General features: G+C 58.7%; 20 protein-coding genes. 15 read left to right on the top strand and 5 right to left on the bottom strand.

Annotated elements, in window-relative coordinates:
* Nucleotides 1–26 precede the first annotated feature (26 nt).
* Complete coding sequence (locus LIX91_RS02425) at nucleotides 27–809, top strand: TenA family transcriptional regulator (protein WP_003418131.1); 783 nt, start codon at nucleotides 27–29, stop codon at nucleotides 807–809.
* A gap of 27 nt (nucleotides 810–836) precedes the next feature.
* Here the strand turns inward: LIX91_RS02425 and LIX91_RS02430 are convergent, their stop codons facing one another.
* From LIX91_RS02430 to LIX91_RS02450, 5 genes are all read right to left on the bottom strand, one after another.
* A complete protein-coding gene (locus tag LIX91_RS02430; RefSeq protein WP_226487923.1) occupies nucleotides 837–1,763 on the bottom strand; it encodes a GGDEF domain-containing protein in 927 nt (308 codons plus the stop codon).
* A 207-nt stretch (nucleotides 1,764–1,970) separates the two neighbouring features.
* Entirely contained in the window at nucleotides 1,971–2,711 is a 741-nt protein-coding gene (locus LIX91_RS02435; protein ID WP_003418126.1) for a YciK family oxidoreductase, read from the bottom strand.
* A gap of 12 nt (nucleotides 2,712–2,723) precedes the next feature.
* Nucleotides 2,724–3,395 carry an N-acetylmuramic acid 6-phosphate phosphatase MupP gene (gene mupP, locus LIX91_RS02440; RefSeq protein ID WP_103696734.1) on the bottom strand — a complete coding sequence of 224 codons (672 nt, stop codon included), beginning with the start codon at nucleotides 3,393–3,395 and terminating at the stop codon, nucleotides 2,724–2,726.
* Between the two features lie 3 nt (nucleotides 3,396–3,398).
* A complete protein-coding gene (gene ubiG, locus LIX91_RS02445) occupies nucleotides 3,399–4,097 on the bottom strand; it encodes a bifunctional 2-polyprenyl-6-hydroxyphenol methylase/3-demethylubiquinol 3-O-methyltransferase UbiG (protein ID WP_003369710.1) in 699 nt (232 codons plus the stop codon).
* Between the two features lie 84 nt (nucleotides 4,098–4,181).
* Nucleotides 4,182–5,513 (bottom strand): TRZ/ATZ family hydrolase, encoded by a 1,332-nt coding sequence (locus LIX91_RS02450; protein ID WP_100073069.1) that lies wholly within the window; start codon nucleotides 5,511–5,513, stop codon nucleotides 4,182–4,184.
* A 120-nt stretch (nucleotides 5,514–5,633) separates the two neighbouring features.
* Here LIX91_RS02450 and mtnA point away from each other — a divergent pair, with 120 nt between their 5' ends.
* The 14 genes from mtnA (at nucleotide 5,634) to LIX91_RS02520 (ending at nucleotide 23,870) form a co-directional block, all read left to right on the top strand.
* The gene (gene mtnA / locus LIX91_RS02455) at nucleotides 5,634–6,710 is read left to right on the top strand and encodes an S-methyl-5-thioribose-1-phosphate isomerase (protein WP_003418118.1); all 1,077 of its coding nucleotides are present in this window, start codon (nucleotides 5,634–5,636) and stop codon (nucleotides 6,708–6,710) included.
* 304 nt (nucleotides 6,711–7,014) lie between these two features.
* Nucleotides 7,015–9,792 (top strand): DNA gyrase subunit A, encoded by a 2,778-nt coding sequence (gene gyrA, locus LIX91_RS02460; protein WP_226487924.1) that lies wholly within the window; start codon nucleotides 7,015–7,017, stop codon nucleotides 9,790–9,792.
* A 204-nt stretch (nucleotides 9,793–9,996) separates the two neighbouring features.
* The gene (serC, locus tag LIX91_RS02465) at nucleotides 9,997–11,082 is read left to right on the top strand and encodes a 3-phosphoserine/phosphohydroxythreonine transaminase (RefSeq protein ID WP_003393775.1); all 1,086 of its coding nucleotides are present in this window, start codon (nucleotides 9,997–9,999) and stop codon (nucleotides 11,080–11,082) included.
* Nucleotides 11,082–12,176 carry a prephenate dehydratase gene (gene pheA / locus LIX91_RS02470; protein WP_003404232.1) on the top strand — a complete coding sequence of 365 codons (1,095 nt, stop codon included), beginning with the start codon at nucleotides 11,082–11,084 and terminating at the stop codon, nucleotides 12,174–12,176. Before serC ends, pheA begins: the two co-directional genes overlap by 1 nt.
* Before the next feature lie 57 nt (nucleotides 12,177–12,233).
* Nucleotides 12,234–13,838: a prephenate dehydrogenase/arogenate dehydrogenase family protein gene (locus tag LIX91_RS02475; protein WP_226487925.1), complete on the top strand. Its 1,605-nt coding sequence runs from the start codon at nucleotides 12,234–12,236 to the stop codon at nucleotides 13,836–13,838.
* On the top strand, nucleotides 13,835–14,524 hold the full coding sequence (cmk, locus tag LIX91_RS02480; protein WP_002554563.1) for a (d)CMP kinase: 690 nt from the start codon (nucleotides 13,835–13,837) through the stop codon (nucleotides 14,522–14,524). Before LIX91_RS02475 ends, cmk begins: the two co-directional genes overlap by 4 nt.
* Nucleotides 14,525–14,645: 121 nt before the next feature.
* Nucleotides 14,646–16,337: a 30S ribosomal protein S1 gene (rpsA, locus tag LIX91_RS02485; protein WP_002554562.1), complete on the top strand. Its 1,692-nt coding sequence runs from the start codon at nucleotides 14,646–14,648 to the stop codon at nucleotides 16,335–16,337.
* Nucleotides 16,338–16,658: 321 nt separating this feature from the next.
* On the top strand, nucleotides 16,659–16,955 hold the full coding sequence (ihfB, locus tag LIX91_RS02490) for an integration host factor subunit beta (RefSeq protein WP_002554561.1): 297 nt from the start codon (nucleotides 16,659–16,661) through the stop codon (nucleotides 16,953–16,955).
* 24 nt (nucleotides 16,956–16,979) lie between these two features.
* Entirely contained in the window at nucleotides 16,980–17,222 is a 243-nt protein-coding gene (locus LIX91_RS02495) for a lipopolysaccharide assembly protein LapA domain-containing protein (RefSeq protein WP_046236216.1), read from the top strand.
* A gap of 412 nt (nucleotides 17,223–17,634) precedes the next feature.
* A complete protein-coding gene (locus tag LIX91_RS02500; RefSeq protein WP_226487926.1) occupies nucleotides 17,635–19,068 on the top strand; it encodes an MBL fold metallo-hydrolase RNA specificity domain-containing protein in 1,434 nt (477 codons plus the stop codon).
* A 198-nt stretch (nucleotides 19,069–19,266) separates the two neighbouring features.
* A complete protein-coding gene (locus LIX91_RS02505) occupies nucleotides 19,267–20,247 on the top strand; it encodes a UDP-glucose 4-epimerase family protein (protein WP_226487927.1) in 981 nt (326 codons plus the stop codon).
* Nucleotides 20,240–21,250: an MraY family glycosyltransferase gene (locus LIX91_RS02510; protein ID WP_103696731.1), complete on the top strand. Its 1,011-nt coding sequence runs from the start codon at nucleotides 20,240–20,242 to the stop codon at nucleotides 21,248–21,250. Before LIX91_RS02505 ends, LIX91_RS02510 begins: the two co-directional genes overlap by 8 nt.
* A gap of 104 nt (nucleotides 21,251–21,354) precedes the next feature.
* Nucleotides 21,355–23,349, top strand: a complete 1,995-nt coding sequence (locus LIX91_RS02515) for a polysaccharide biosynthesis protein (protein ID WP_003393786.1) — start codon at nucleotides 21,355–21,357, stop codon at nucleotides 23,347–23,349.
* 158 nt (nucleotides 23,350–23,507) lie between these two features.
* Nucleotides 23,508–23,870: a ComEA family DNA-binding protein gene (locus tag LIX91_RS02520; protein WP_003418099.1), complete on the top strand. Its 363-nt coding sequence runs from the start codon at nucleotides 23,508–23,510 to the stop codon at nucleotides 23,868–23,870.
* Nucleotides 23,871–23,928: the final 58 nt, after the last annotated feature.

Raw genomic sequence — 23,928 nt, forward strand, 5'->3', positions numbered from 1 at the left:
TGAAACCCTCATAAGGAGATACCCCAGTGATCGACGCTTTCGAAAGAACCGGTCCGCTCATGGAAGCCAGCAGTTATCCGGCCTGGGCGCAGCAGTTGATCAAGGATTGCAGCGCTGCAAAAGCACGGGTGGTCGAGCACGAGCTGTACCAGCAGATGCGTGACGCAAAGTTGAGTCCGCAGATCATGCGCCACTACCTGATCGGCGGGTGGCCAGTCGTCGAGCAATTTGCCGTGTACATGGCCAAGAACCTCACCAAGACCCGTTTCGGTCGTCACCCGGGTGAAGACATGGCGCGCCGCTGGCTGATGCGCAATATCCGCGTCGAACTCAATCATGCCGACTACTGGGTGAACTGGTGTGCGGCCCATGGGGTGACGCTTGAAGACTTGCACGATCAGCGGGTAGCGCCCGAGTTGCACGCGCTGAGCCACTGGTGCTGGCAGACCAGCTCATCGGATTCGCTGGCCGTGGCGATGGCGGCTACCAACTACGCCATTGAGGGGGCGACCGGCGAATGGTCGGCCGTGGTCTGCTCCAGCGGTGTGTACGCCGAAGCGTTTCCTGAAGAGACTCGCAAGAAAGCCATGAAGTGGCTCAAGATGCATGCACAGTACGACGACGCGCACCCTTGGGAGGCGCTCGAGATCATTTGTACGCTGGTGGGTAACAAGCCGAGTGTGCAATTGCAGGCCGAGCTGCGTCAGGCCGTTACTAAAAGCTACGACTACATGCACCTGTTTCTTGAGCGTTGCATGCAGCTGGACAGGGTCAAGCCGCGAGGACGTGTTGCCGCGCTGGAGGCGTAGGGGCGGGCGAGAAGGCGGGAGAGAGAGCTAGCTGGCCATGGCGATACGATTGCGGCCTTCGCGCTTGGCGACGTACAGCGCATTATCGGCACGGCGCAGCAGGCTGTCGGCTGTTTCAGTCGGCAGCAGTGTCGAGCAACCCAGGCTGACAGTCATGGTCAATGCCGGGCTAAGCTCGCGAAACTCGAGATTACGCACGGCCTGGCACAGCCGCTTGCCAATCAGTTCGGCAGAATCGGCGCCGGTGTTGGACAGAATCACCACGAACTCTTCACCGCCATAGCGGAACACCCGATCGATATTGCGCAGTTGCGCTTTCAGGCTCTGCGCGACGGTTTTCAGCACATCGTCACCGGTGTGATGACCGTATTCATCATTCACTTTCTTGAAGTGGTCGATATCCAGCATCAGCAGGGACAGGGGTTGCTTGTGGCGACGTGAAATTTCGATTTCACGGGCCAGGCCCTGATCCATGGCGATGCGGTTGCCGGTGCTGGTCAGCGGGTCACGCAGGGCAGTTTGTGTGGCAATGCGGTACAGCAGCGCATTCAGCAGCGGATACACCAGGCAGACCAGCAGGGATTCGAGGTCGCTCAGTTGCCGCGTGTCGAATGGCCTGGCGCCCTGGAACTCCAGTTCGCCGATACATTTGCCTTCGTGACGCAGGTGAAAACTGGCGCTGTCGGATGACATCTCGCCCAGACGCAGCTGCAAGTCGCTTTCGATATGTCGATACATCAGACCGCTCAATGGCAGGAACCGTTGTACGCCTTGAAAGAACAGGGTCAGTATCCGCTCGGCTTCAAGACTGGTCTGCAATTGTCGTCCAAGCTGGTAGATCAGCTCGGGCAGTGACGGGGGTGGAAGCGCGGCGTCAGGTCGATTTCTAAAACCCAGGCGCTGCAGTTCAGCCGTATCGAAGTCGATTGCATGGGTCTGGGTAGGAAAATTCATCTCTTCGCTCCTCAGCACATATTGCTGGCTTGGCTGGGTTAGAGGGGACGTGGTGCCATTCGGTTCATTTTTGGCCAGACTTATTAAAATCAGTGGTTTAGCTGACGCCATCTCTCTGACAGTGGCCCCGGATCGGCAATTCCTTGACTTGAAAAGCCGCTCGAAACAGCCTTTTTGACGGTTTTCCGTCACGACGGCCTTCCCCCTTCACTGGGCATTCAATGCCTGCCCATTGATGCCTTTGCTGTCCGGCCCCATCAGGTACAGATAGACCGGCATGATCTCGTCAGGTGCCGGATTGTTCTGCGGGTTTTCGTCCGGGTAGGCCTGCGCGCGCATGCCGGTACGGGTCGCGCCTGGGTTGATGCTGTTGGCGCGGACCGTGCTGACGCCTTCCAGCTCGTCAGCGAGGGTTTGCATCAGGCCTTCGGTGGCAAACTTCGATACGCCGTAAGCGCCCCATTGCGCGCGCCCCTTGCGGCCCACGCTGCTGGAGGTGAAGGCGATCGACGCATCCTCCGAACGCTGAAGCAGCGACAGCAGTGCCTGGGTGAGCATGAAGGTGGCATTGACGTTGACGTGCATGACCTGCATGAAGTCTTCGCCGGGCAGGTGTTCCACCGAGGTGCGCGGGCCGATGATCGAGGCGTTGTGCAGCAGCCCGTCAAGACGGCCGACTGTGCGCTCGATCATGGTCGCCAGCGCGTGGTACTGCGCAGGGTCGGCGCTTTGCAGATCGAAGGGTATGACCAGCGGCTGCGGCTGGCCTGCTGCATTTATCTCGTCATGGACCTGCGCCAGGCTGGCTTCGGTCCTGCCCAGCAGCAGGACGGTGGCGCCATGTGCTGCGTAGGCTTTGGCGGCTGCGGCACCGATGCCGCGAGCGGCGCCGGTAACCAGAATGATCCGGCCCTTGAGCAGTTCCGGGTGCGCGGAGTAATCAAACATGTAGAGCCTCGTTCAGCAACTGCACAGTGCGTTATCCAGCACCTTGCGCAATTCCAGCGGATGATCGACCACCACGTCGGCGCCCCAGTGGTCGGGGTTGTCGTCGGGGTGGATGTAGCCGTAGCGCACGGCGGCGGTCTTTGTGCCAGCGTCGCGCCCGGACTCGATGTCGCGCAGATCGTCGCCTACGAACAGAACGCTGGCCGGGTCCAGGTCAAGCATCCGGCAGGCCAGAATCATCGGTTCCGGGTGTGGCTTGCTGTGTGTGACATGGTCCGGGCAGATCAGCAGCGCCGAGCGTTCCGCCAGGCCGAGGCGCTCCATGATGGGCTGGGCGAAGCGCACCGGTTTGTTGGTTACCACGCCCCAGATCAGACCCGCCTTCTCGATGTCGGCCAGCAGTTCGTCCATGCCGTCGAACAGTTTGCTGTGGACGGCGCAGTCACGCTGATAGCGTTCCAGAAACTCCAGACGCAATGCCTCGAATTGTGGGTCTTCGGGGGGCATCGCAAAGCTGGCCGCGACCATGGCTCTGGCGCCGCCGGAAACTTCATCGCGGATCAGTTTGTCCGGTACCGCAGGCAGGTTGCGATCGGCGAGCATCGCCTGGGCAATGGCGATGAAGTCCGGTGCGGTGTCGAGCAAGGTGCCGTCCATGTCGAATAAAACCGCTCTCAGGCGCATCTGTCATGCCTCCCGCAGGGTCTGGATCATGTAGTTGACGCCGACGTCGGAGGTCAGCTTGTAATGCTTGGTCAGCGGGTTGTAGGTCAGGCCGATGACGTCCTTGACCTGCAGGCCGGCGTCACGGCTCCAGGCGCCCAGTTCGGAAGGGCGGATGAATTTCTTGAAGTCGTGGGTGCCGCGTGGCAGCAGGTTGAGGATGTATTCGGCGCCGACCACCGCGAACAGATAGGCTTTCGGGTTGCGGTTGATGGTCGAGAAGAACACCTGGCCGCCAGGCTTGACCATGCGATAGCAGGCGCGGATCACCGAGGAGGGGTCCGGCACGTGCTCGAGCATTTCCAGGCAGGTCACCACATCGTATTGCTCGGGCATTTCTTCGGCCATGTCCTCGGCGGTGATCTGTCGATACTCGACGCTGACACCCGATTCGAGCTGATGCAGCTGCGCGACGGCCAGCGGCGCTTCGCCCATGTCGATGCCGGTCACCGTGGCGCCGCGCAGGGCCATCGCCTCGCTGAGGATGCCGCCGCCGCAGCCGACGTCCAGCACCTTCTTGCCCGCCAGGCCGACACGCTCGTCGATCCAGTTGACGCGCAGCGGGTTGATGTCATGCAGCGGCTTGAATTCGCTTTCGCGGTCCCACCAGCGATGGGCCAGGGCCTCGAATTTGGCGATTTCTGCGCGGTCGACGTTGCTCATGGGTGTCCCTCTTGAACTCAAAATTCTTTTCATCAGTCAGGCTTATAGATAAGCCTGACAGGCATGTGTTCGGTCCGAATCGAATTATTCGGCTTTACCGGAAATACGCTGGCCCCACGCAATCGCGGTGTCGCGCAGAGCGTGTTCATCCATACGAGTCAGCTGGCGAGCGTCGAGCAATTGCTTGCCGGCCACCCAGACATGGCTGACGCAATCGCGGCCAGTGGCATATATAAGCTGCGATACCGGGTCGTAGATCGGTTGCTGGGCCAGACCCGACAGGTCGAAAGCGACCATGTCCGCCGCCTTGCCGATCTCCAGCGAGCCGGTCTCGGCCTGAATACCCAGGGCGCGAGCGCCGTTCAGCGTCGCCATGCGCAACGCGCGGTGTGCATCCAGCGCCGTGGCCGAACCGGCAACAGCCTTGGCCAGCAAGGCGGCGGTGCGGGTTTCGCCGAGCAGGTCCAGGTCATTGTTGCTGGCGGCGCCGTCGGTGCCCACTGCAACGTTCACACCGGCCTGCCACAGTCGTTCGACCGGGCAGAAACCGCTGGCCAGCTTGAGATTGGATTCGGGGCAATGAATGACGTTGGTATTGCTTTCCACCAGCAGGGCCAGATCGTCGTCGCTGATCTGCGTCATGTGCACGGCCTGAAAGCGCGGCCCGAGCATGCCCAGCCGGTTGAGGCGGGCGAGGGGTCGTTCCTGGCGCTGTTCGACAGCCTGTTCGACTTCAAATGCGGTCTCGTGGACGTGCATCTGGATAGTGGCGTCCAGCTCGTCGGCGATCACCCGGACCTTCTCCAGGTTCTCATCGCTAACGGTATAGGGCGCATGCGGGCCGAAGGCGATCTTGATGCGTGGATGGTGAGCGAGGTCGTTGAACAGTTCGATGCCGTTGTGCAGGGCTTCAGCCGTGGTGTGGGCACCTGGAATCGGAAAGTCCAGCACCGGGACGGTGATCTGCGCACGCATGCCGCTGGCGTGCACGCGTTCGGCGGCCACCTTGGGGTAGAAATACATATCGGAGAAACAGGTGATGCCGCCTTTGAGCTGCTCGGCGATGGCCAGGTCTGTGCCGTCACGCACGAAGTCTTCATCCACCCACTTGCCTTCGGCAGGCCAGATGTGGTCTTGCAGCCAGGTCATCAGTGGCAGGTCATCGGCCAGCCCGCGAAACAGGGTCATCGCCGCATGGCCGTGGGCGTTGATCAGACCGGGGCTGAGCAGCATGCCGGGCAGTTCCTGCACCTGCATGGCGTTTTGCCGCAGCGCTTCGGCACGTGGACCGATATAGACGATACAGCCATCGCGGATGCCGATGCCGTGGTCCTTGAGCACGACGCCTGCGGGCTCGACCGGCACCAGCCAGGCGGGCAGGAGCAAAAGGTCGAGCGGTGCTGTAGCGTTCGGCATGAGAAGGTTTCCATCGTTTATTACGTTGATGACGAAGTATACCCGAGCGTCTTCGCAGGCGGCTCGCTATAATCAGCTGCTTTTGATGCTGGGTTTCGGATGTTCAAGATGGAGTTGGCGATGCGCGATCGAATGTTGGCTGCAGAGAAAGTTAAGGCCATCGATTGGCGAGACGACGCTCTGTACCTGCTGGACCAGCGGGTACTGCCGTTCGAGGAAGTCTGGCACCGCTATACCACCGCCGAGGGAGTCGCCGAAGCGATTCGCACGATGGTCGTGCGCGGCGCGCCCGCTATCGGCATCAGCGCTGCCTATGGTGCGGTGCTGGCCGCACGTGCGCGTATCGCGCAAGGTGCAGACTGGTATCCGGCGCTGGAAGAGGACATGCAGTTGCTGGCCGATTCGCGCCCGACGGCAGTGAACCTGTTCTGGGCGCTGAACCGGATGCGTGATCGTCTGATGCGCGTCAAGGACGGCGATGACCCGCTGGCGGCCCTTGAGGCCGAAGCCGTGGCGATTCACCTGAGCGACCGCGAGGCCAATCTGACTATGGCGCAGCTGGGCGCCGACCTGATCCGCAAGCATCAGGGCAATCTGCAGACGGTGCTCACCCACTGCAATACCGGGGCGCTGGCCACTGGGGGCTTTGGCACGGCGCTGGGCGTGATCCGTGCGGCGCATCTGGAAGGCATGATCGAGCGGGTCTACGCCGACGAAACCCGGCCTTGGCTGCAGGGCTCGCGTCTGACCGCATGGGAGCTGGCCAATGAAGGCATCCCGGTGACCCTGAACGCAGATTCCGCCGCCGCGCACCTGATGCGCACCAAGGGCATCACCTGGGTCATCGTTGGCGCCGACCGCATCACCGCCAACGGCGACGTGGCGAACAAGATCGGTACCTATCAGCTCGCTGTTGCCGCCATGCACCACGGGGTGCGCTTCATGGTGGTCGCACCGAGCTCGACCATCGACATGGAAATGGCCAGTGGCGACGACATCATCATCGAAGAGCGCGACGGCCGCGAACTGCTTGAAGTGGGCGGTCAGCGGGTAGGCGCCGAAGTCGAGGCTTTCAACCCGGTGTTCGATGTGACGCCGGCAGACCTGATCGACGCCATCGTGACCGAAAAGGGCATTGTCGAACGTCCCGATACCGCGCGCATGGCTCAATTGATGAGCCGTAAACACCTCCACTGAGGTCTACAGGCCCGACCCGTCGCCGCTGTGCAATGCGGCTGGACGGGCCTGTAAGCGTTTCTCAGGCGTGTTATGTGTCTGTGGCTTGCTTTCAGCGCCTGCAAAGGATGTGAGCGCCTCGGCGATTGTGGTAATATCCGGCGGTTATCGGGGACACTGATTGTGGTCGCCCACGCTGCGTAGATTCATGGCATAACTCGTTGATTTGTCGTAAGTCGCTGCCCTGCAAATGCTGGCAGCGGCGAGCTTCGTATACCCCGAATGGGTTTGCGAGGTTTCACCAGAAAAAGGAATCAGGCTTCTCATGGGCGAACTGGCCAAAGAAATCCTCCCGGTCAATATCGAAGACGAGCTGAAGCAGTCCTACCTCGACTACGCAATGAGCGTAATCGTCGGTCGCGCACTGCCCGATGCACGCGATGGCTTGAAGCCCGTGCACCGGCGCGTGTTGTTCGCAATGAGCGAGCTGGGTAACGACTGGAACAAGCCGTACAAGAAATCCGCCCGTGTGGTTGGTGACGTGATCGGTAAGTATCACCCGCACGGCGACACCGCCGTGTACGACACCATCGTTCGTATGGCTCAGCCATTCTCGCTGCGCTACCTGCTGGTAGACGGTCAGGGCAACTTCGGTTCGGTTGACGGCGACAACGCTGCCGCCATGCGATACACCGAAGTGCGCATGACCAAGCTGGCGCACGAGCTGCTGGCCGACCTGCACAAGGAAACCGTGGACTGGGTGCCGAACTACGACGGCACCGAGATGATCCCGGCGGTCATGCCGACCCGTATTCCCAACCTGCTGGTCAACGGTTCCAGCGGTATCGCTGTGGGCATGGCGACCAACATTCCGCCGCACAACCTCGGTGAAGTCATCGACGGTTGCCTGGCACTGATCGACAACCCCGAGTTGACGATCGACGAGTTGATGCAATACATCCCCGGTCCGGATTTCCCGACTGCGGCGATCATCAACGGTCGCGCCGGCATCATCGAAGCCTATCGCACGGGCCGTGGACGCATTTACATGCGTGCCCGCTCCATCGTCGAAGACATCGACAAGGTGGGCGGTCGCCAGCAGATCGTCATCACCGAGCTGCCTTACCAGCTGAACAAGGCACGTCTGATCGAGAAGATCGCCGAGCTGGTCAAGGAAAAGAAACTCGAAGGCATCACCGAACTGCGCGACGAGTCCGACAAGGACGGTATGCGCGTGGTCATCGAGCTGCGTCGCGGCGAAGTGCCTGAGGTTATCCTCAACAACCTCTACGCCCAGACCCAGCTGCAAAGCGTTTTCGGTATCAACATCGTTGCCCTGATCGACGGTCGTCCGCGCATCCTGAACCTCAAGGATCTGCTGGAAGCCTTCGTTCGTCACCGCCGCGAAGTGGTGACCCGCCGTACCGTGTTCGAACTGCGCAAGGCGCGCGAGCGTGGCCACATCCTTGAAGGTCAGGCCGTTGCGCTGTCCAACATCGATCCGGTCATCGCCCTCATCAAGGCCTCTCCGACACCTGCCGAAGCTAAAGAAGCGTTGATCAAGACGCCTTGGGAATCGAGCGCAGTGGTCGAGATGGTCGAGCGTGCCGGTGCCGATTCGTGCCGCCCCGAGAACCTCGATCCGCAATACGGTCTGCGTGAAGGCAAGTATTTCCTGTCGCCGGAACAGGCTCAGGCCATTCTGGAACTGCGTCTGCACCGCCTGACCGGTCTCGAGCACGAGAAGCTGCTGGGCGAGTACCAGGAAATTCTCAACCAGATCGGCGAGCTGATCCGCATCCTGAACAGCGCAACGCGCCTGATGGAAGTGATCCGCGAAGAGCTGGAACTGATCCGCTCCGAATACGGCGATGCCCGTCGCACCGAAATCCTCGATGCGCGTCTGGACCTGACGCTGGGTGACCTGATCACCGAAGAAGAGCGTGTCGTCACCATTTCCCACGGCGGCTATGCCAAGACTCAGCCATTGGCGGTCTATCAGGCTCAGCGTCGCGGCGGCAAGGGCAAGTCGGCCACCGGCATCAAGGATGAGGACTACATCGCTCACCTGCTGGTCGCCAACAGCCACACCACGCTGCTGATGTTCTCCAGCAAGGGCAAGGTCTACTGGCTCAAGACCTACGAGATTCCGGAAGCGTCCCGCGCTGCCCGTGGTCGTCCGCTGGTCAACCTGTTGCCGTTGAGCGACGGCGAATACATCACCACCATGCTGCCGGTCGACCTCGAAGCCATGCGCAAGCGTGCCGATGAAGAAGGCGAGGCGCTGGAAGGCGAGCTGGACGACGCGGAAAACAGCAGCGAGACCGAAGAAGAGCGCAAGGCCCGTATCAAGGCTGCCGACAAGAAGAAGGCGCCATTCATCTTCATGTCCACCGCCAACGGTACCGTCAAGAAGACCCAGCTGGTTGCATTCAGCCGTCAGCGCAGCTCGGGCCTCATCGCCCTTGAGCTGGACGAGGGCGACATCCTGATCTCTGCGGCCATTACCGATGGCGAGCAGGAAATCATGCTGTTCTCCGACGGTGGCAAGGTGACCCGCTTCAAGGAATCCGACGTGCGCGCCATGGGCCGTACCGCCCGCGGTGTTCGTGGTATGCGTCTGCCAGAAGGGCAAAAGCTGATTTCGATGCTGATCCCGGAAGAAGGCAGCCAGATTCTGACCGCTTCCGAGCGCGGCTACGGCAAGCGTACGGCCATTTCCGAGTTCCCTGAGTACAAGCGCGGCGGTCAGGGCGTCATCGCCATGGTCAGCAACGAGCGTAACGGCCGTCTGGTCGGCGCGGTTCAGGTGCTCGATGGCGAAGAAATCATGCTGATTTCCGACCAGGGCACGCTGGTTCGTACCCGCGTCGGCGAAGTCTCCAGTCTGGGTCGTAACACCCAGGGCGTTACCCTGATCAAGCTGGCCAGCGACGAGAAGCTGGTTGGTCTGGAGCGTGTTCAGGAGCCGTCGGAAGTCGAAGGCGAAGAGCTTGAAGGTGAGCTTGTCGACGGCGTGATCGTCGATGCCGCTGAAGTGGACGATGCCGGTGAAGACCTGCAGGCGGATGCTGCGTCAGATGAAGACGAACCACAGAACTAAGCGGTAACGTAAATCAGGTAAGGGCTGGCTCGTCTGTGCATGCATCTGCATTCCAGGCAAGTCCAGCCCTTGCAGCATTCGGCCAGCCCGGCGGCCGGATCAAGATTCCCGCAAGGAGCTGCCAGTCGCTGCGGCGTCTGTCTGCTCGTGGCAAGCAACCAGAAACAAGCGCGTACAGACCCAACGTATTTGACGAGAGTGGATATGAGCAAGCGAGCCTTTAACTTCTGCGCAGGTCCTGCTGCGCTTCCTGAAGCTGTTCTGCTGCGTGCCCAGGCGGAACTCCTCGACTGGCATGGCAAAGGCCTTTCCGTCATGGAAATGAGCCACCGCAGTGATGAGTTCGTCTCCATTGCCACCAAGGCCGAGCAGGATCTGCGTGACCTGCTGTCCATTCCTTCGAATTACAAAGTGTTGTTCCTGCAAGGCGGTGCCAGCCAGCAGTTCGCCCAGATCGCGCTGAACCTGCTGCCTGAAAACGGCAAGGCCGATTACATCGACACCGGCATCTGGTCGCAGAAGGCTATCGACGAGGCGTCGCGTTACGGCGCAATCAACGTCGCGGCCAGCGCCAAGGCCTACGATTACTTTGCGATTCCCGGCCAGAACGAGTGGAAGCTGTCCAAGGACGCGGCTTACGTCCACTACGCGCCAAACGAAACCATTGGCGGCCTGGAATTCAACTGGATTCCGGAAACCGGCGACGTGCCGCTGGTGGCCGACATGTCTTCGGACATCCTCTCGCGTCCGCTGGACATTTCGCGTTTCGGCATGATCTACGCCGGTGCCCAGAAGAACATCGGCCCTAGCGGTATCGTGGTGGTGATCATTCGCGAAGACCTGCTGGGCCGCGCGCGCTCGCTGTGCCCGACCATGCTCGACTACAAGGTCGCGGCCGACAATGGCTCGATGTACAACACGCCGCCGACCCTGGCCTGGTACCTGTCCGGGCTGGTCTTCGAATGGCTGAAAGAGCAGGGCGGTGTCGAAGCGATCGGCAAGCGCAACGAAATCAAGCAGCGCACGCTGTATGACTTCATCGACGCCAGCGAGCTGTACAGCAACCCGATCAACAAGCCTGATCGTTCGTGGATGAACGTCCCGTTCCGTCTGGCTGACGATCGTCTCGACAAGCCGTTCCTGGCCGGTGCCGATGCAAACGGCCTGCTCAACCTCAAGGGCCATCGCTCGGTGGGTGGCATGCGTGCATCCATCTACAACGCGATCGATATCAACGCCATCAACGCGCTGGTGGCCTACATGAAAGACTTCGAGAAGGAGCACGGCTGATGTCCGAGCAAGAACTCAAGGCGCTTCGCGTCCGTATCGACAGCCTCGATGAGAAGGTTCTGGAACTGATCAGCGAGCGTGCCCGCTGTGCCCAGGAAGTGGCCAGGGTCAAGATGTCCTCGCTGGCTGAAGGCGAGGTGCCTGTGTTCTATCGTCCGGAGCGCGAAGCTGCGGTGCTCAGGCGAGTCATGGAGCGCAATCGCGGACCGTTGAGCAACGAGGAAATGGCGCGTCTGTTCCGCGAAATCATGTCTTCCTGCCTGGCGCTGGAGCAGCCGCTCAAGGTTGCCTATCTTGGCCCTGAGGGGACGTTCACCCAGGCCGCTGCGATGAAGCATTTCGGCCACGCCGTCATCAGTCTGCCGATGGCCGCAATTGACGAAGTGTTTCGTGAAGTGGTCGCCGGTGCTGTGAATTTCGGCGTGGTTCCGGTGGAAAACTCCACCGAAGGCGCGGTCAATCACACCCTCGACAGCTTTCTTGAACACGACATGGTGATCTGCGGCGAAGTCGAATTGCGCATTCACCACCATCTGCTGGTGGGCGAAAGCACCAAGACGGAAAGCATCACGCGCATCTATTCTCATGCCCAGTCACTGGCTCAGTGCCGTAAATGGCTGGATGCCCATTACCCGAATGTCGAGCGCGTCGCCGTTGCCAGCAACGCCGAAGCCGCCAAGCGGGTCAAGGGCGAGTGGAATTCGGCGGCCATTGCCGGCGATATGGCGGCAGGTCTGTATGGCCTGACCCGTCTGGCGGAAAAGATCGAAGATCGTCCGGACAACTCCACGCGCTTTCTCATTATCGGCAATCAGGAAGTCCCGCCGACCGGCGATGACAAGACGTCCATTATTGTGTCGATGAGCAACAAGCCCGGCGCGCTGCACGAGCTGCTGGTGCCGTTTCACGAGAATGGCCTGGATCTGACGCGTATCGAGACCCGTCCTTCGCGCAGCGGCAAGTGGACCTACGTGTTCTTCATCGACTTCGTCGGGCATCACAAGGATCCGCTGGTCAAGGCCGTGCTGGAGCAAATCAGCAGCGAAGCCGTCGCCTTGAAGGTGTTGGGTTCCTACCCGAAAGCGGTGCTCTGAGGGTGTGGTCCATGATTCGTTTGTTTTTTACCTTGCCGGGTTGTCAGGTGTGTTCGCGTGGTTGATGTGATTGCGGAGCCGTCGGTACGGCCGGTGATCGGTCGTCTGGTGGTCGTCGGACTCGGGTTGATCGGTGGTTCCTTTGCCAAGGGTGTGCGCGAAAGCGGCCTGTGTCGCGAAGTGGTCGGCGTCGACCTCGATCCGCAGTCGCGACAGCTGGCGGTCGAGCTGGGGGTCGTGGACCGTTGTGAGGCTGACCTTGCCACCGCTTGCCGTGGCGCGGACGTGATTCAACTGGCGGTGCCGATACTGGCCATGGAAAAGCTGCTTGGGCTGCTGGCGCCGATCGATCTGGGTCATGCAATCCTGACCGACGTCGGCAGCGCCAAAGGCAATGTGGTGAGGGCTGCACGTCAGGCGTTCGGGCACATGCCGTCGCGCTTCGTGCCCGGCCATCCGATTGCCGGTTCCGAGCAGAGCGGCGTCGAGGCCTCCAATGCGGCGCTTTTTCGTCGCCATAAGGTCATTCTCACGCCACTGGCTGAAACCGATCCCCACGCGGTGGCGATTGTCGACCAGTTGTGGTCAGCCCTTGGGGCCGACGTTGAGCACATGCAGGTCGAGCGCCACGACGAGGTGCTGGCTGCCACCAGTCATTTGCCGCATCTGTTGGCATTCGGCCTGGTCGATTCGCTGGCCAAGCGCAACGAAAACCTGGACATATTCAGGTATGCCGCAGGCGGGTTTCGTGACTTCACGCGCATCGCAGGCAGCGATCCGACCATGTGGCACGACATTTTCATGGCCAACCGTGATGCTGTACTGCGCACTCTGGACAGCTTTCGCACCGATCTCGACGCCTTGCGCGACGCAGTGGATGCCGGTGATGGCGCGCAGTTGATGGATGTATTTACCCGTGCACGCGCCGCGAGGGAGCACTTCGGCAGAATTCTCGCCAGCCGTGCCCGTGTCGATACCGCACCTGAGGAGCCTCGTGCACTTCGCGGCGGCTCTGCGGAGGGTGTCAGTCATCGAATCAAGGGGCCGGTGGAGGTGACGTCGGCGGTGCTGTTCATGGTCGCGACGTCGATCAGTGAAGGCTGCGATCTGCTGCTGGAGGACGTTCCCGTCAGTTCATCGTGCGAGGGTGCGATCGATATTTTGCGCCTGATGGGCGGCGATATCGTGCTGCAGAACGTCCGCAAGCTGGCGGATGAAACGGTCGCTGACCTGCATGTTCGCTCGGCCCGGCTCAAAGGCGCTGACATCCCGGAAGCACTGGTGCCGCTGGCGCTGAATGCATTTCCGGTGCTTCTTGTTGCCGCAGCCTGTGCAGAAGGGCGTACCATTCTGCGCGGCGCGCAGGCTCTGCAAGCCGACGAGTCGGAGTGCGTCAGGCTGATGGCTGACGGTTTGCTGGCGCTCGGCATCGAGGCCGAGCCCGTGCTGGATGGCATCATTATCGAAGGCGGTGTGCCGGGTGGCAGCGAGGTGGATGCTCGCGGTGATCAGCGTATCGTCATGGCGTTTCGCGTTGCATCGTTGAGGGCTTCGGCGCCCATCCGTATTCAGGCGTGCGCGGATGCCGCTGCATTGTTTCCCCATTTTCTGGCGCTGTGCGCTCAAGTTGGCATGCGTGTAGCGCAAGAGGACAAAAAGTGAAAATCAAAGCTCCTGTTATTACCATCGACGGACCCAGCGGTTCCGGAAAGGGCACGGTCGCCGGATTGCTGGCCAGGAAACTCGGCTGGTGCCTGCTCGACTCCGGTGCGCTTTATCGCCTGCTGGCTTTCGCGGCGCGCAATCACGGTGTCGACCTGACCAATGAAGAAGCGCTCAAGCTTCTGGCCGCTCATCTGGATGTTCAGTTCGAAGCGACTGCGGCAGGGCAGGGACAGCGCATCATTCTGGAAGGCGAGGACGTCACCCACGCCATTCGCAACGAACAGGTCGGCAGCGGCGCATCGCAGGTGGCCTCGCTGCCGGCGGTGCGCGATGCGTTGCTGTTGCGCCAGCGCGCGTTTCAGGAAGAGCCGGGCCTGGTCGCGGATGGTCGCGACATGGGCACCGTGGTCTTCCCGGATGCCCCGCTGAAGATATTCCTCACCGCCAGTGCCGAGGAACGTGCGCGTCGACGTTACTTGCAGTTGAAGGCCAAGGGCGATGATGTTAGTCTGTCGAGTCTGCTAGATGAGATATGTGCACGCGACGAGCGTGACACCCAGCGAGCGGTAGCACCGTTGAAGCCGGCGCACGACGCCATACAGCTGGATTCCACTGAATTGTCCATCGAACAGGTGCTGGAACGCATTCTGAGTGAAATCGCGCTTCGCGGTATTGCCGGATGACGAAGAGGCGTGTGGGAGACCAGTCATAGTCCCGCAGGCTTTCTTTTATTTGAACGAAACCCACGTTGTCTGGAGCGTGGCAGATGGGCGTATTCTTCGCCCTTGATCAACAGGAATTAAAATGAGCGAAAGCTTTGCAGAACTTTTTGAAGAAAGCCTAAAGACCCTCAACCTTCAGGCCGGTTCGATCATCACCGCGATCATCGTTGATATCGACTACCAGGCAGGTTGGGTTACGGTTCACGCCGGTCTGAAATCTGAAGGCCTCATCCCGCTGGAGCAGTTCCACAACGACGCTGGCGAGCTGACCATCAAGATCGGTGATGAAGTTCACGTTGCGCTGGACGCGGTCGAAGATGGCTTTGGCGAAACCAAGCTGTCCCGCGAAAAAGCCAAGCGTGCCGAGTGCTGGATCGTTCTGGAAGCGGCTTTCGCAGCTGAAGAAGTGGTCAAGGGCGTTATCAACGGTAAGGTTAAAGGCGGCTTCACTGTCGACGTTAACGGCATCCGTGCGTTCCTGCCTGGTTCTCTGGTTGACGTCCGCCCTGTGCGTGACACGACTCACCTGGAAGGCAAAGAGCTCGAGTTCAAGGTCATCAAGCTGGACCAGAAGCGCAACAACGTTGTCGTTTCCCGTCGCAGTGTCCTGGAAGCCGAGAACAGTGCCGAGCGCGAAGCTCTGCTCGAGTCCCTGCAGGAAGGTCAGCAAGTCAAGGGTATCGTCAAGAACCTCACCGATTACGGCGCATTCGTCGATCTGGGTGGCGTCGATGGCCTGCTGCACATCACCGACATGGCCTGGAAGCGCATCAAGCATCCATCGGAAATCGTCAACGTTGGCGACGAGATCGATGTCAAGGTTCTGAAATACGATCGCGAGCGCAATCGTGTTTCCCTGGGTCTGAAGCAACTGGGTGAAGACCCATGGGTTGCTATCAAGGCTCGCTACCCGGAAAGCACCCGCGTTACCGCGCGTGTTACCAACCTGACCGACTACGGCTGCTTCGCAGAGCTGGAAGAAGGCGTGGAAGGCCTGGTACACGTTTCCGAAATGGACTGGACCAACAAGAACATCCACCCTTCGAAAGTCGTTCAGGTTGGCGACGAAGTGGAAGTCATGGTTCTGGACATCGACGAAGAGCGTCGTCGTATCTCCCTCGGCATCAAGCAGTGCAAATCTAACCCGTGGGAAGATTTCTCTGGCCAGTTCAACAAGGGCGATAAAATCTCCGGCACCATCAAGTCGATCACCGATTTCGGTATCTTCATTGGTCTGGACGGCGGCATCGACGGTCTGGTTCACCTGTCCGACATCTCCTGGAACGAAGTGGGCGAAGAAGCCGTACGTCGCTTCAAGAAGGGCGACGAGCTCGATACTGTGATCCTGTCGGTTGATCCTGAGCGTGAGCGTATCTCGCTGGGTATCAAGCAGCTGGAAAGCGATCCGTTCTCCGAGTACGTCACTGTCAATGACAAGGGCGCCATCGTTCGCGGTATCGTTAAAGAAGTTGACGCCAAAGGCGCCATCATCACTCTGGCCGACGACATCGAAGCGACCCTCAAGGCTTCCGAAATCAGCCGTGACCGCGTAGAAGACGCGCGTAACGTTCTGAAGGAAGGCGAAGAGATCGAAGCCAAGATCATCAGCGTTGACCGCAAGAGCCGCGTAATCAGCTTGTCCATCAAGTCGAAAGACGTTGAAGACGAGAAAGAAGCGATCCAGAGCCTGCGTAGCAAGCCTGAAGTCGCTGAAAGCACTGGTCCTACCACTATTGGTGACCTGCTGCGCGCGCAAATGGAAAAACAGAACTAAGTTCTGCTTGACCAAAAAAAGGACGACTTCGGTCGTCCTTTTTTGTTTCTATCGTTCAGGCCCTGCAGGTTCGGATCTTCCTGGCTTGCTCTCACGTACAGCATGAGTCGCAAAACGCCTCCAGTGGCCTCTCAGGCTGTCTCGTTTCGTCTATTGCTCCAGCTCTCTTCCTCTACCTCCCTCCTGTCATGTCGCTGTAATCTCTTCATGCCTGGTTAGACGGTGTTGAACATAAGTCAATAGATGGGCTGTTCAAATTCATCCGGTCATGCTAAAACCTTCCAAGCGCTGATCTAGCTGCTTGAAAAAGAAGGGAAAAATATGACGAAGTCGGAGTTGATCGAACGAATTGTCACCCATCAAGGGCTGCTCTCATCCAAGGATGTCGAGCTGGCCATCAAGACCATGCTTGAACAAATGTCCCAGTGCCTGGCAACCGGAGACCGAATCGAGATTCGGGGCTTTGGCAGCTTTTCGCTGCATTACCGCGCACCGCGGGTTGGGCGCAACCCTAAGACCGGTCAGTCGGTCAGTCTCGATGGCAAGTTTGTCCCGCATTTCAAGCCGGGCAAGGAACTGCGGGATCGGGTCAATGAGGATGAAGAAGAGGGCTTTTAAAGCCATTCACCACAGGATCACCAGATGCGTATCTTCAAACGAGTCATTTTGATCGTCACCGTGTTGCTCGTTGTTTTGGCAACAACCGTGTTTGTGCTTGAGAACCGGCAGTCTGTTGCCGTGACGTTTTTCGGTTGGTCGGCGCCTCAGCTTCCGCTGGCATTGCCTGTTGTCCTTGCGTTGCTCGTGGGCATGATCATCGGCCCGATACTGGCATGGATAGCCAGCCTTCGTAAAAAGCGCGTACCTTCCCCTCGCTCTGTCTGAGCAGCGCTGATCAAGCGTCGTCGGAGATCGATCTGGCGACACGATGTCGCGCGTCTTTTACTCCCTTCTGTTCACGAAGCAGCATGCGCTGCTGCTGACCTGGCGCGCTTCATTGTGTCTTCAAACGGTTTTGTCGAAAAAAGAGCCTTATAATTCTGTCGGTTTATTCTTGGCTTACATGACGACTAGTTACTTCATCGTGTAGGAATATTCGCTTTTTTAATTCGTATACCCATTTTAAAGGGGGTGCGGGTTATATTCATTTTCAGCGTCGATTACTGCTGCTCTGACAGCCTTGTGTCAAGGCTTGAAAATGAATCGTTCAAGTGCAGAATGCGCCGAAACTTAATGTCCAGACCTGATGCCGGATGTCCCGCATATTCAGAGCAGGCTGGCGAGAAAAGGTGACTGCATGTCTTATCCGCAAATCATTCATCACGGCGCTGTCGATACAGTGACGGGCTCGTGTCACCAACTGCACATGGACGCATCGAGCAGCCTGTTGATTGACTGTGGGTCGGTACAGGAGCGCGGCAGGCAATCCGGGACCGCGTCATTCGGATTCGATCCGCAGGCGATAAGGGCGCTGTTGATCAGCCACGTACACAATGACCATGTCGGGCGTATTCCCGAGTTGCTGGCATCCGGTTACAAGGGGCCGATACTGTGCAGTGAGCCCAGTGCTCATCTGTTGCCACTGGTCATGGAAGATCTCCTGAAAATTGAATTTGCACACGACCCCGGGCAAGTCGCGCGCTACCTGGACGTCATCAACAAGAGAATCATCGCTCTGCCATTCAATGACTGGTTCAGCCTGATCGACAACGCATCCGTGCATTGCCGGGTCCGTTTGCAGCGCGCCGGACACATACTGGGGTCAGCCTATATAGAATGCGATCTTCAATATCCTGACCGGGAGCGTTCTGTGCGGGTGGTGTTTTCCGGTGATCTGGGGGCGAGTCATACACCGTTTCTACCTGCGCCGAAGCCGCCCGAGCGCGCGGATGTGCTGGTGCTGGAAAGCACCTATGGCAATCGTGTTCACGAAGATCGCAACGTTCGTCAGCAAGGGCTTGAGCGCATCATAGACAAGGCGCTGGAGGATAACGGCACCGTGCTGATACCGGCGTTCAGCATCGGCCGAACCCAGGAATTGCTCTACGAACTGGAAGACATACTGCGACGCAAGGTACCGTCGACTCACTGTGCGGGAAACAGCGGGCATCCGGGTGAGGGTGACCCGGACTGGTCGAGGTTGCCGATCATCCTTGATTCGCCTCTGGCGAGTCGTTTTACCAAGGTCTATCAGTCGTTCGAAGATTATTGGGATGAGGACGCCCGGCTGAGGCTCGACGTCGGCAGAAAGCCGTTGGGCTTCGAACAGCTGGTTACCGTCGACACTCATGAGGAGCACCTGCGCACGGTCAATTATCTGGCCAGCACGGCGCGTCCGGCCATCGTGATTGCCGGTAACGGCATGTGTGCCGGAGGCAGAATCGTCAATTACCTGAAAGCCATGCTCGGCGACACACGACATAACGTGGTATTTGTCGGCTATCAGGGCAAGGGAACACCGGGCGAGGCCATTCAGTTGCATGGCCCATCGGGTGGCTATGTTGAGCTGGACCGCGAGCGCTTTGATATAAAAGCCGGTGTCCACACCGCAAAAGGCTATTCTGCTCACGCCGATCAGGTCGAATTGGTCGAGTTCGTCACGGAGATGAAAGATTGGCCGACGCAGATTCGGCTGGTGCATGGCGAAACGGCTGCGAAAAAAGTGCTGGGTAATATTCTGAGTCGTAAGTACTCGCTCGAAAAGCGCCCATTGGAACTGCTCATCCCTTGAAGGCAGGATGAACACGTTAGTTGTCAGCTAGCGTGGTAATCGAATTCTTGCAAGTGAGTGCCAGGACATGATGATTGTGCATTGACCTTGGTACACGTTGAGCGTCATCTTGAAAGTTATAAAATGGATTGAACATATTTCAGTTGTCAAAAGGCGTTACTTGAGCAATATTTGGCCGATTTGGAAGGGCGTGTTTGCATGAGCGGTGATGTTGCATTGGTTGCAATAACAGGTGCGACAGGTTTCGTGGGCAGTGCCGTGGTTCGTCGGCTGATCGAGCGCACAGGCTGTTCTGTTAGGGTTGCAGTCCGGGGCGCTTATGTCGCTTCCAGTCCGCGCGTCGATGTTGTCAGTGCGCAATCATTGGCGCCAGACAATCAATGGGCAAGTTTTGTAGCCGGCGCGGACGTGGTGATTCATTGTGCTGCCCGGGTTCATGTACTGAACGAGACCGCTGAAGCGCCGGATCAGGAATACTTCCGCGCCAACGTCACCGCAACGCTTAATCTGGCCGAGCAGGCCGCAGCAGCAGGCGTCAGACGCTTCATTTTTATCAGTTCCATCAAGGCCAATGGCGAGTCTACGCTTGCGGGTGCGCCATTCACGGCCAGCGACCCGTGCAATCCGCTGGATGCCTATGGTGTGTCAAAGCACAGGGCTGAAGAGGGCTTGCGCGAGTTGTCTGCCCGCACCGGTATGCAGGTGGTGATCATTCGACCGGTATTGGTCTATGGTCCGGGGGTCAAGGCCAACTTCAGAAGCATGATGCGCTGGCTGGACAAAGGGCTGCCGTTGCCGCTCGGGGCCATCGATAATCGTAGAAGCCTGGTGGCGGTGGATAACCTGGCAGACCTGGTGACGGTCTGTGTCGATCATCCCGCTGCGGCTGACCAGACGTTTCTGGTCAGTGACGGGGATGATCTGTCGACGTCCAGGCTGCTGCGCGAAATGGGCAAGGCCCTGGGCAAACCTGCCCGGCTGCTGCCGGTGCCGGCCGCACTGCTGAAAGCGGCTGCAGCACTGTTGGGCAAGAAAGCTTTTTCACAACGGCTGTGCAACTCGCTGCAGGTCGATATCAGTAAAACCTGTACGATGCTGGATTGGCATCCACCTGTGAGTATTGAACACGCCATGCAGGACACTGCTCGATACTATCTGGAACACGGCAAGCATGATTGAGTGGCTGTCGGTAATCGCTATTGCCTTTCTGTCTCTGATTCTAACGGCGTTGCTGCGCAAGTATGCGCTCGCCAAAAGTCTGATCGACATTCCAAACGCCCGAAGTTCGCATTCCATACCCACGCCCAGAGGCGGCGGCGTTGCCATCGTCATTACTTTCATCATGGCGATGGCTGTGCTGGGGTGGGCCGGTTATCTGTCTTCCTCCGCGCTTGTCGCAATCGTAGGTTCGGGAGGCTTGGTGGCGGTGATCGGTTTCATGGACGATCACGGGCATATCGCCGCACGATGGCGTCTGCTGGGGCATTTTGCTGCGGCTGCCTGGGCCTTGTTCTGGCTGGACGGGCTTGCCCCGCTCGACGTCATGGGCTGGAGTGTCGACCTGGGGCTGCTCTGGCAGGTGCTCGCGGCGTTCTATCTGGTGTGGATGCTGAACCTCTACAACTTCATGGACGGAATAGACGGCATTGCCGGTATCGAGGCGGTCACGGTATGCCTGGGCATGAGCATTATCTATGCGCTGGGCGGCCACGCCGGGCTGTCCTGGGAGGTACTCATGCTGGGCGCTGCCGCAGCGGGTTTCCTCTACTGGAACTTCCCTCCGGCGAAGATATTCATGGGCGATGCGGGCAGTGGTTTCCTCGGCATAGTGCTCGGTGTGCTATCCATTCAGGGTTCCTGGGCCTCGCCTCAGTTATTCTGGTCCTGGTTGATTCTGCTGGGAGTGTTTATCGTCGATGCGACCGTTACCCTCGTGCGACGCCTGTTACGCAAGGAAAGGCTCTACGAGGCACATCGCAGCCATGCGTATCAGTTTGCGTCGCGTCATTACGGCAGGCATGTGCCGGTTACGCTTGCGGTGGGGTTGATCAATCTTGTCTGGTTGCTGCCCATTGCACTATGGGTTGCGCTGGGCGATGGAGAGGGGCTTATATGGGCGGTGATTGCTTACTGCCCGCTGATTCTGCTGGCGTTGAGGTTCCGCGCCGGCAAGGCAGAATAAGGTAACGAAGTGTTTTTCTGGTTGTCTCAGACACGTAGCTGTTTCACAGGTACCGATTTCAGGTCATGTTGCAACCGGTAGCATAACGGAGCATAAAAAAATTGATGAGCAGGTTGCGGACCAGATTACTGGCTCTACCACGCCGCAAAAAACGAATAATTCAGGTTGCTACCGACGTCTTCCTGGTCTGGCTGGCTCTGTGGATGGCGTTTGTCGTACGACTGGGTATCGATGAGCTGATCAATCCTCTCGAGAAGCACACGTGGCTGTTCATCAGTGCGCCCGTTGCGGCTATCCCGCTGTTCATCCGCTTCGGCATGTATCGCGCAGTGATGCGCTACTTCGGCAATGATGCGCTGATTGCCATCATCAAGGCCGTGACGATGTCGTCATTGATCCTTGGGTGCATGGTCTACGTTTACAGTAACCACCAGCAATTGGTACCGCGTTCGGTGATCTTCAACTACTGGTGGTTGAGCATGGTCATGATCGGCGGTCTGCGACTGGCCATGCGGCAGTATTTTCTCGGCGACTGGTTCGCTGCGGCGCAGCACGTGCCTTTCGCCAAGAGCGACAACGGTTTGCAGAAGGTTGCCATTTATGGCGCCGGTGCAGCGGGCAACCAGTTGGTCGCCGCATTGCGCATGGGCCGTCTGATGCATCCGGTGGCATTCATCGATGATGATGAGTCGATTTCCAACCGGGTCATTTCCGGTCTTCAGGTCTACAAGCCGCGAAACATCCAGCGAATGATCGATTCCACGGGGGCTCAGGAAATCCTCCTGGCAATCCCGTCATCGTCGCGTGGGCGTCGTCGGGAAATCCTCGGTTTTCTGGAAGGCTTTCCGCTGCACGTACGAAGCGTTCCGGGCTTCATGGATCTGGCCGCTGGCAGGGTCAAGGTCGATGACCTTCAGGAAGTCGACATCGCAGACCTTCTGGGACGCGATGCAGTCCCGGCTCGCGATAACCTGCTCGAGCACTGCATCAAGGGCAAGACGGTGCTGGTCACCGGCGCAGGCGGCTCGATCGGTTCCGAGCTGTGCCGACAGATACTGCTGCTGCAACCTACCCAATTACTGTTGCTGGACCATAGCGAGTTCAATCTCTACAGCATCCTCTCGGAGCTTGAACAGCGCTCGGCTCGCGAGTCACTCTCGGTGAAATTGCTGCCCATACTCGGTTCGGTACGCAATCACCCCAAGCTGCTGTCGATCATGAAAACCTGGAAGGTCGACACGGTCTATCACGCTGCGGCCTACAAGCATGTGCCAATGGTCGAGCACAATATTGCCGAAGGCGTGATCAACAATGTCGTGGGTACGCTCAATACCGCGCAGGCGGCGTTGCAGGCAGGGGTGTCCAACTTTGTCCTGATCTCTACCGACAAGGCGGTCCGCCCGACCAACGTGATGGGCAGCACCAAGCGCCTTGCCGAACTGATATTGCAGGCACTGAGCCGCGAAACCGCGCCAGTGATCTTCGGTGACAAGGCCAACGTCTATCAGGTCAACAAGACCCGCTTTACCATGGTTCGCTTTGGCAACGTGCTTGGCTCTTCCGGTTCGGTGATCCCGCTGTTCCACAAGCAGATCCAGTCAGGCGGGCCGCTGACGGTGACGCATCCGAAGATCACCCGCTATTTCATGACCATCCCCGAAGCCGCTCAGTTGGTCATTCAGGCGGGCTCCATGGGGCATGGCGGCGATGTCTTCGTTCTCGATATGGGTGAGCCGGTCAAGATTGTCGAACTGGCCGAGAAGATGATCCATCTGTCCGGACTGGCCATTCGCTCGGAGAAGAACCCACACGGTGATATCTCCATCGAGTTCACCGGGCTGCGTCCTGGGGAAAAACTCTATGAAGAGCTGTTGATCGGCGACAACGTGGTTGCCACCGAGCACCCGATGATCATGAGTGCAAACGAAGATTGCCTGCCGTGGGATGTATTGAAAGGCCGCCTGACAAAACTGCTGGATGCGGTCGACCGCGACGATTACACCAGCGTGCGTCAGTTGCTGCGCGAAACGGTAAATGGCTATACGCCAGAGGGTGAAATCGTTGACTGGATGTATCAGGAGCGCAGCGGCGAAACGTGATTTCATCAGTACTGCCGGGGCATCGGGCAGAGGCGGAAATACGTTGAACAATCTGGCAACAGGCAGCAACGCTCGACTTCTTTTCCAGAAGGGGACGCTGATCTAAGTTTCAGGCACAGCATGTGAATGCTGCCTTGAACTGCTATGGAGCTTTATTTATGCGAACCCCTATCTTCAGTGCCTTGATCTTTGCCTTGCTCACCAGTGCCTCGGTTGCGGTCAACGCCGCGCCTGCGTCTCAGCCCGCCATGGCAGAGCCCGCGATGTCCCATTCGCCGATGATGGAAGACACAGCGCCCGCTATGGCGCATGAGCAACGCAAGGACAGGGTCAATCTCAATACTGCCGATGCGCAGACACTTCAGAAAGAACTGGCGGGGATCGGCAAGAACAAGGCCGATGCCATTGTTGCTTACCGGGAAGCCAACGGCGAGTTCACATCGATTGATGAACTGATCGAAGTAAAGGGGATCGGCAAGGCCATCCTGGAGAGGAATCGCGAAAAGCTTGCAATCGACTGATCAGCGTTTCATCCGGTAAACACACAGGCCGATCAATGATCGGCCTGTGTGTTTATAA

The organism is Pseudomonas sp. B20, from assembly GCF_020515755.1.
GTDB classification, from domain to species: Bacteria; Pseudomonadota; Gammaproteobacteria; order Pseudomonadales; family Pseudomonadaceae; genus Aquipseudomonas; species Aquipseudomonas syringae.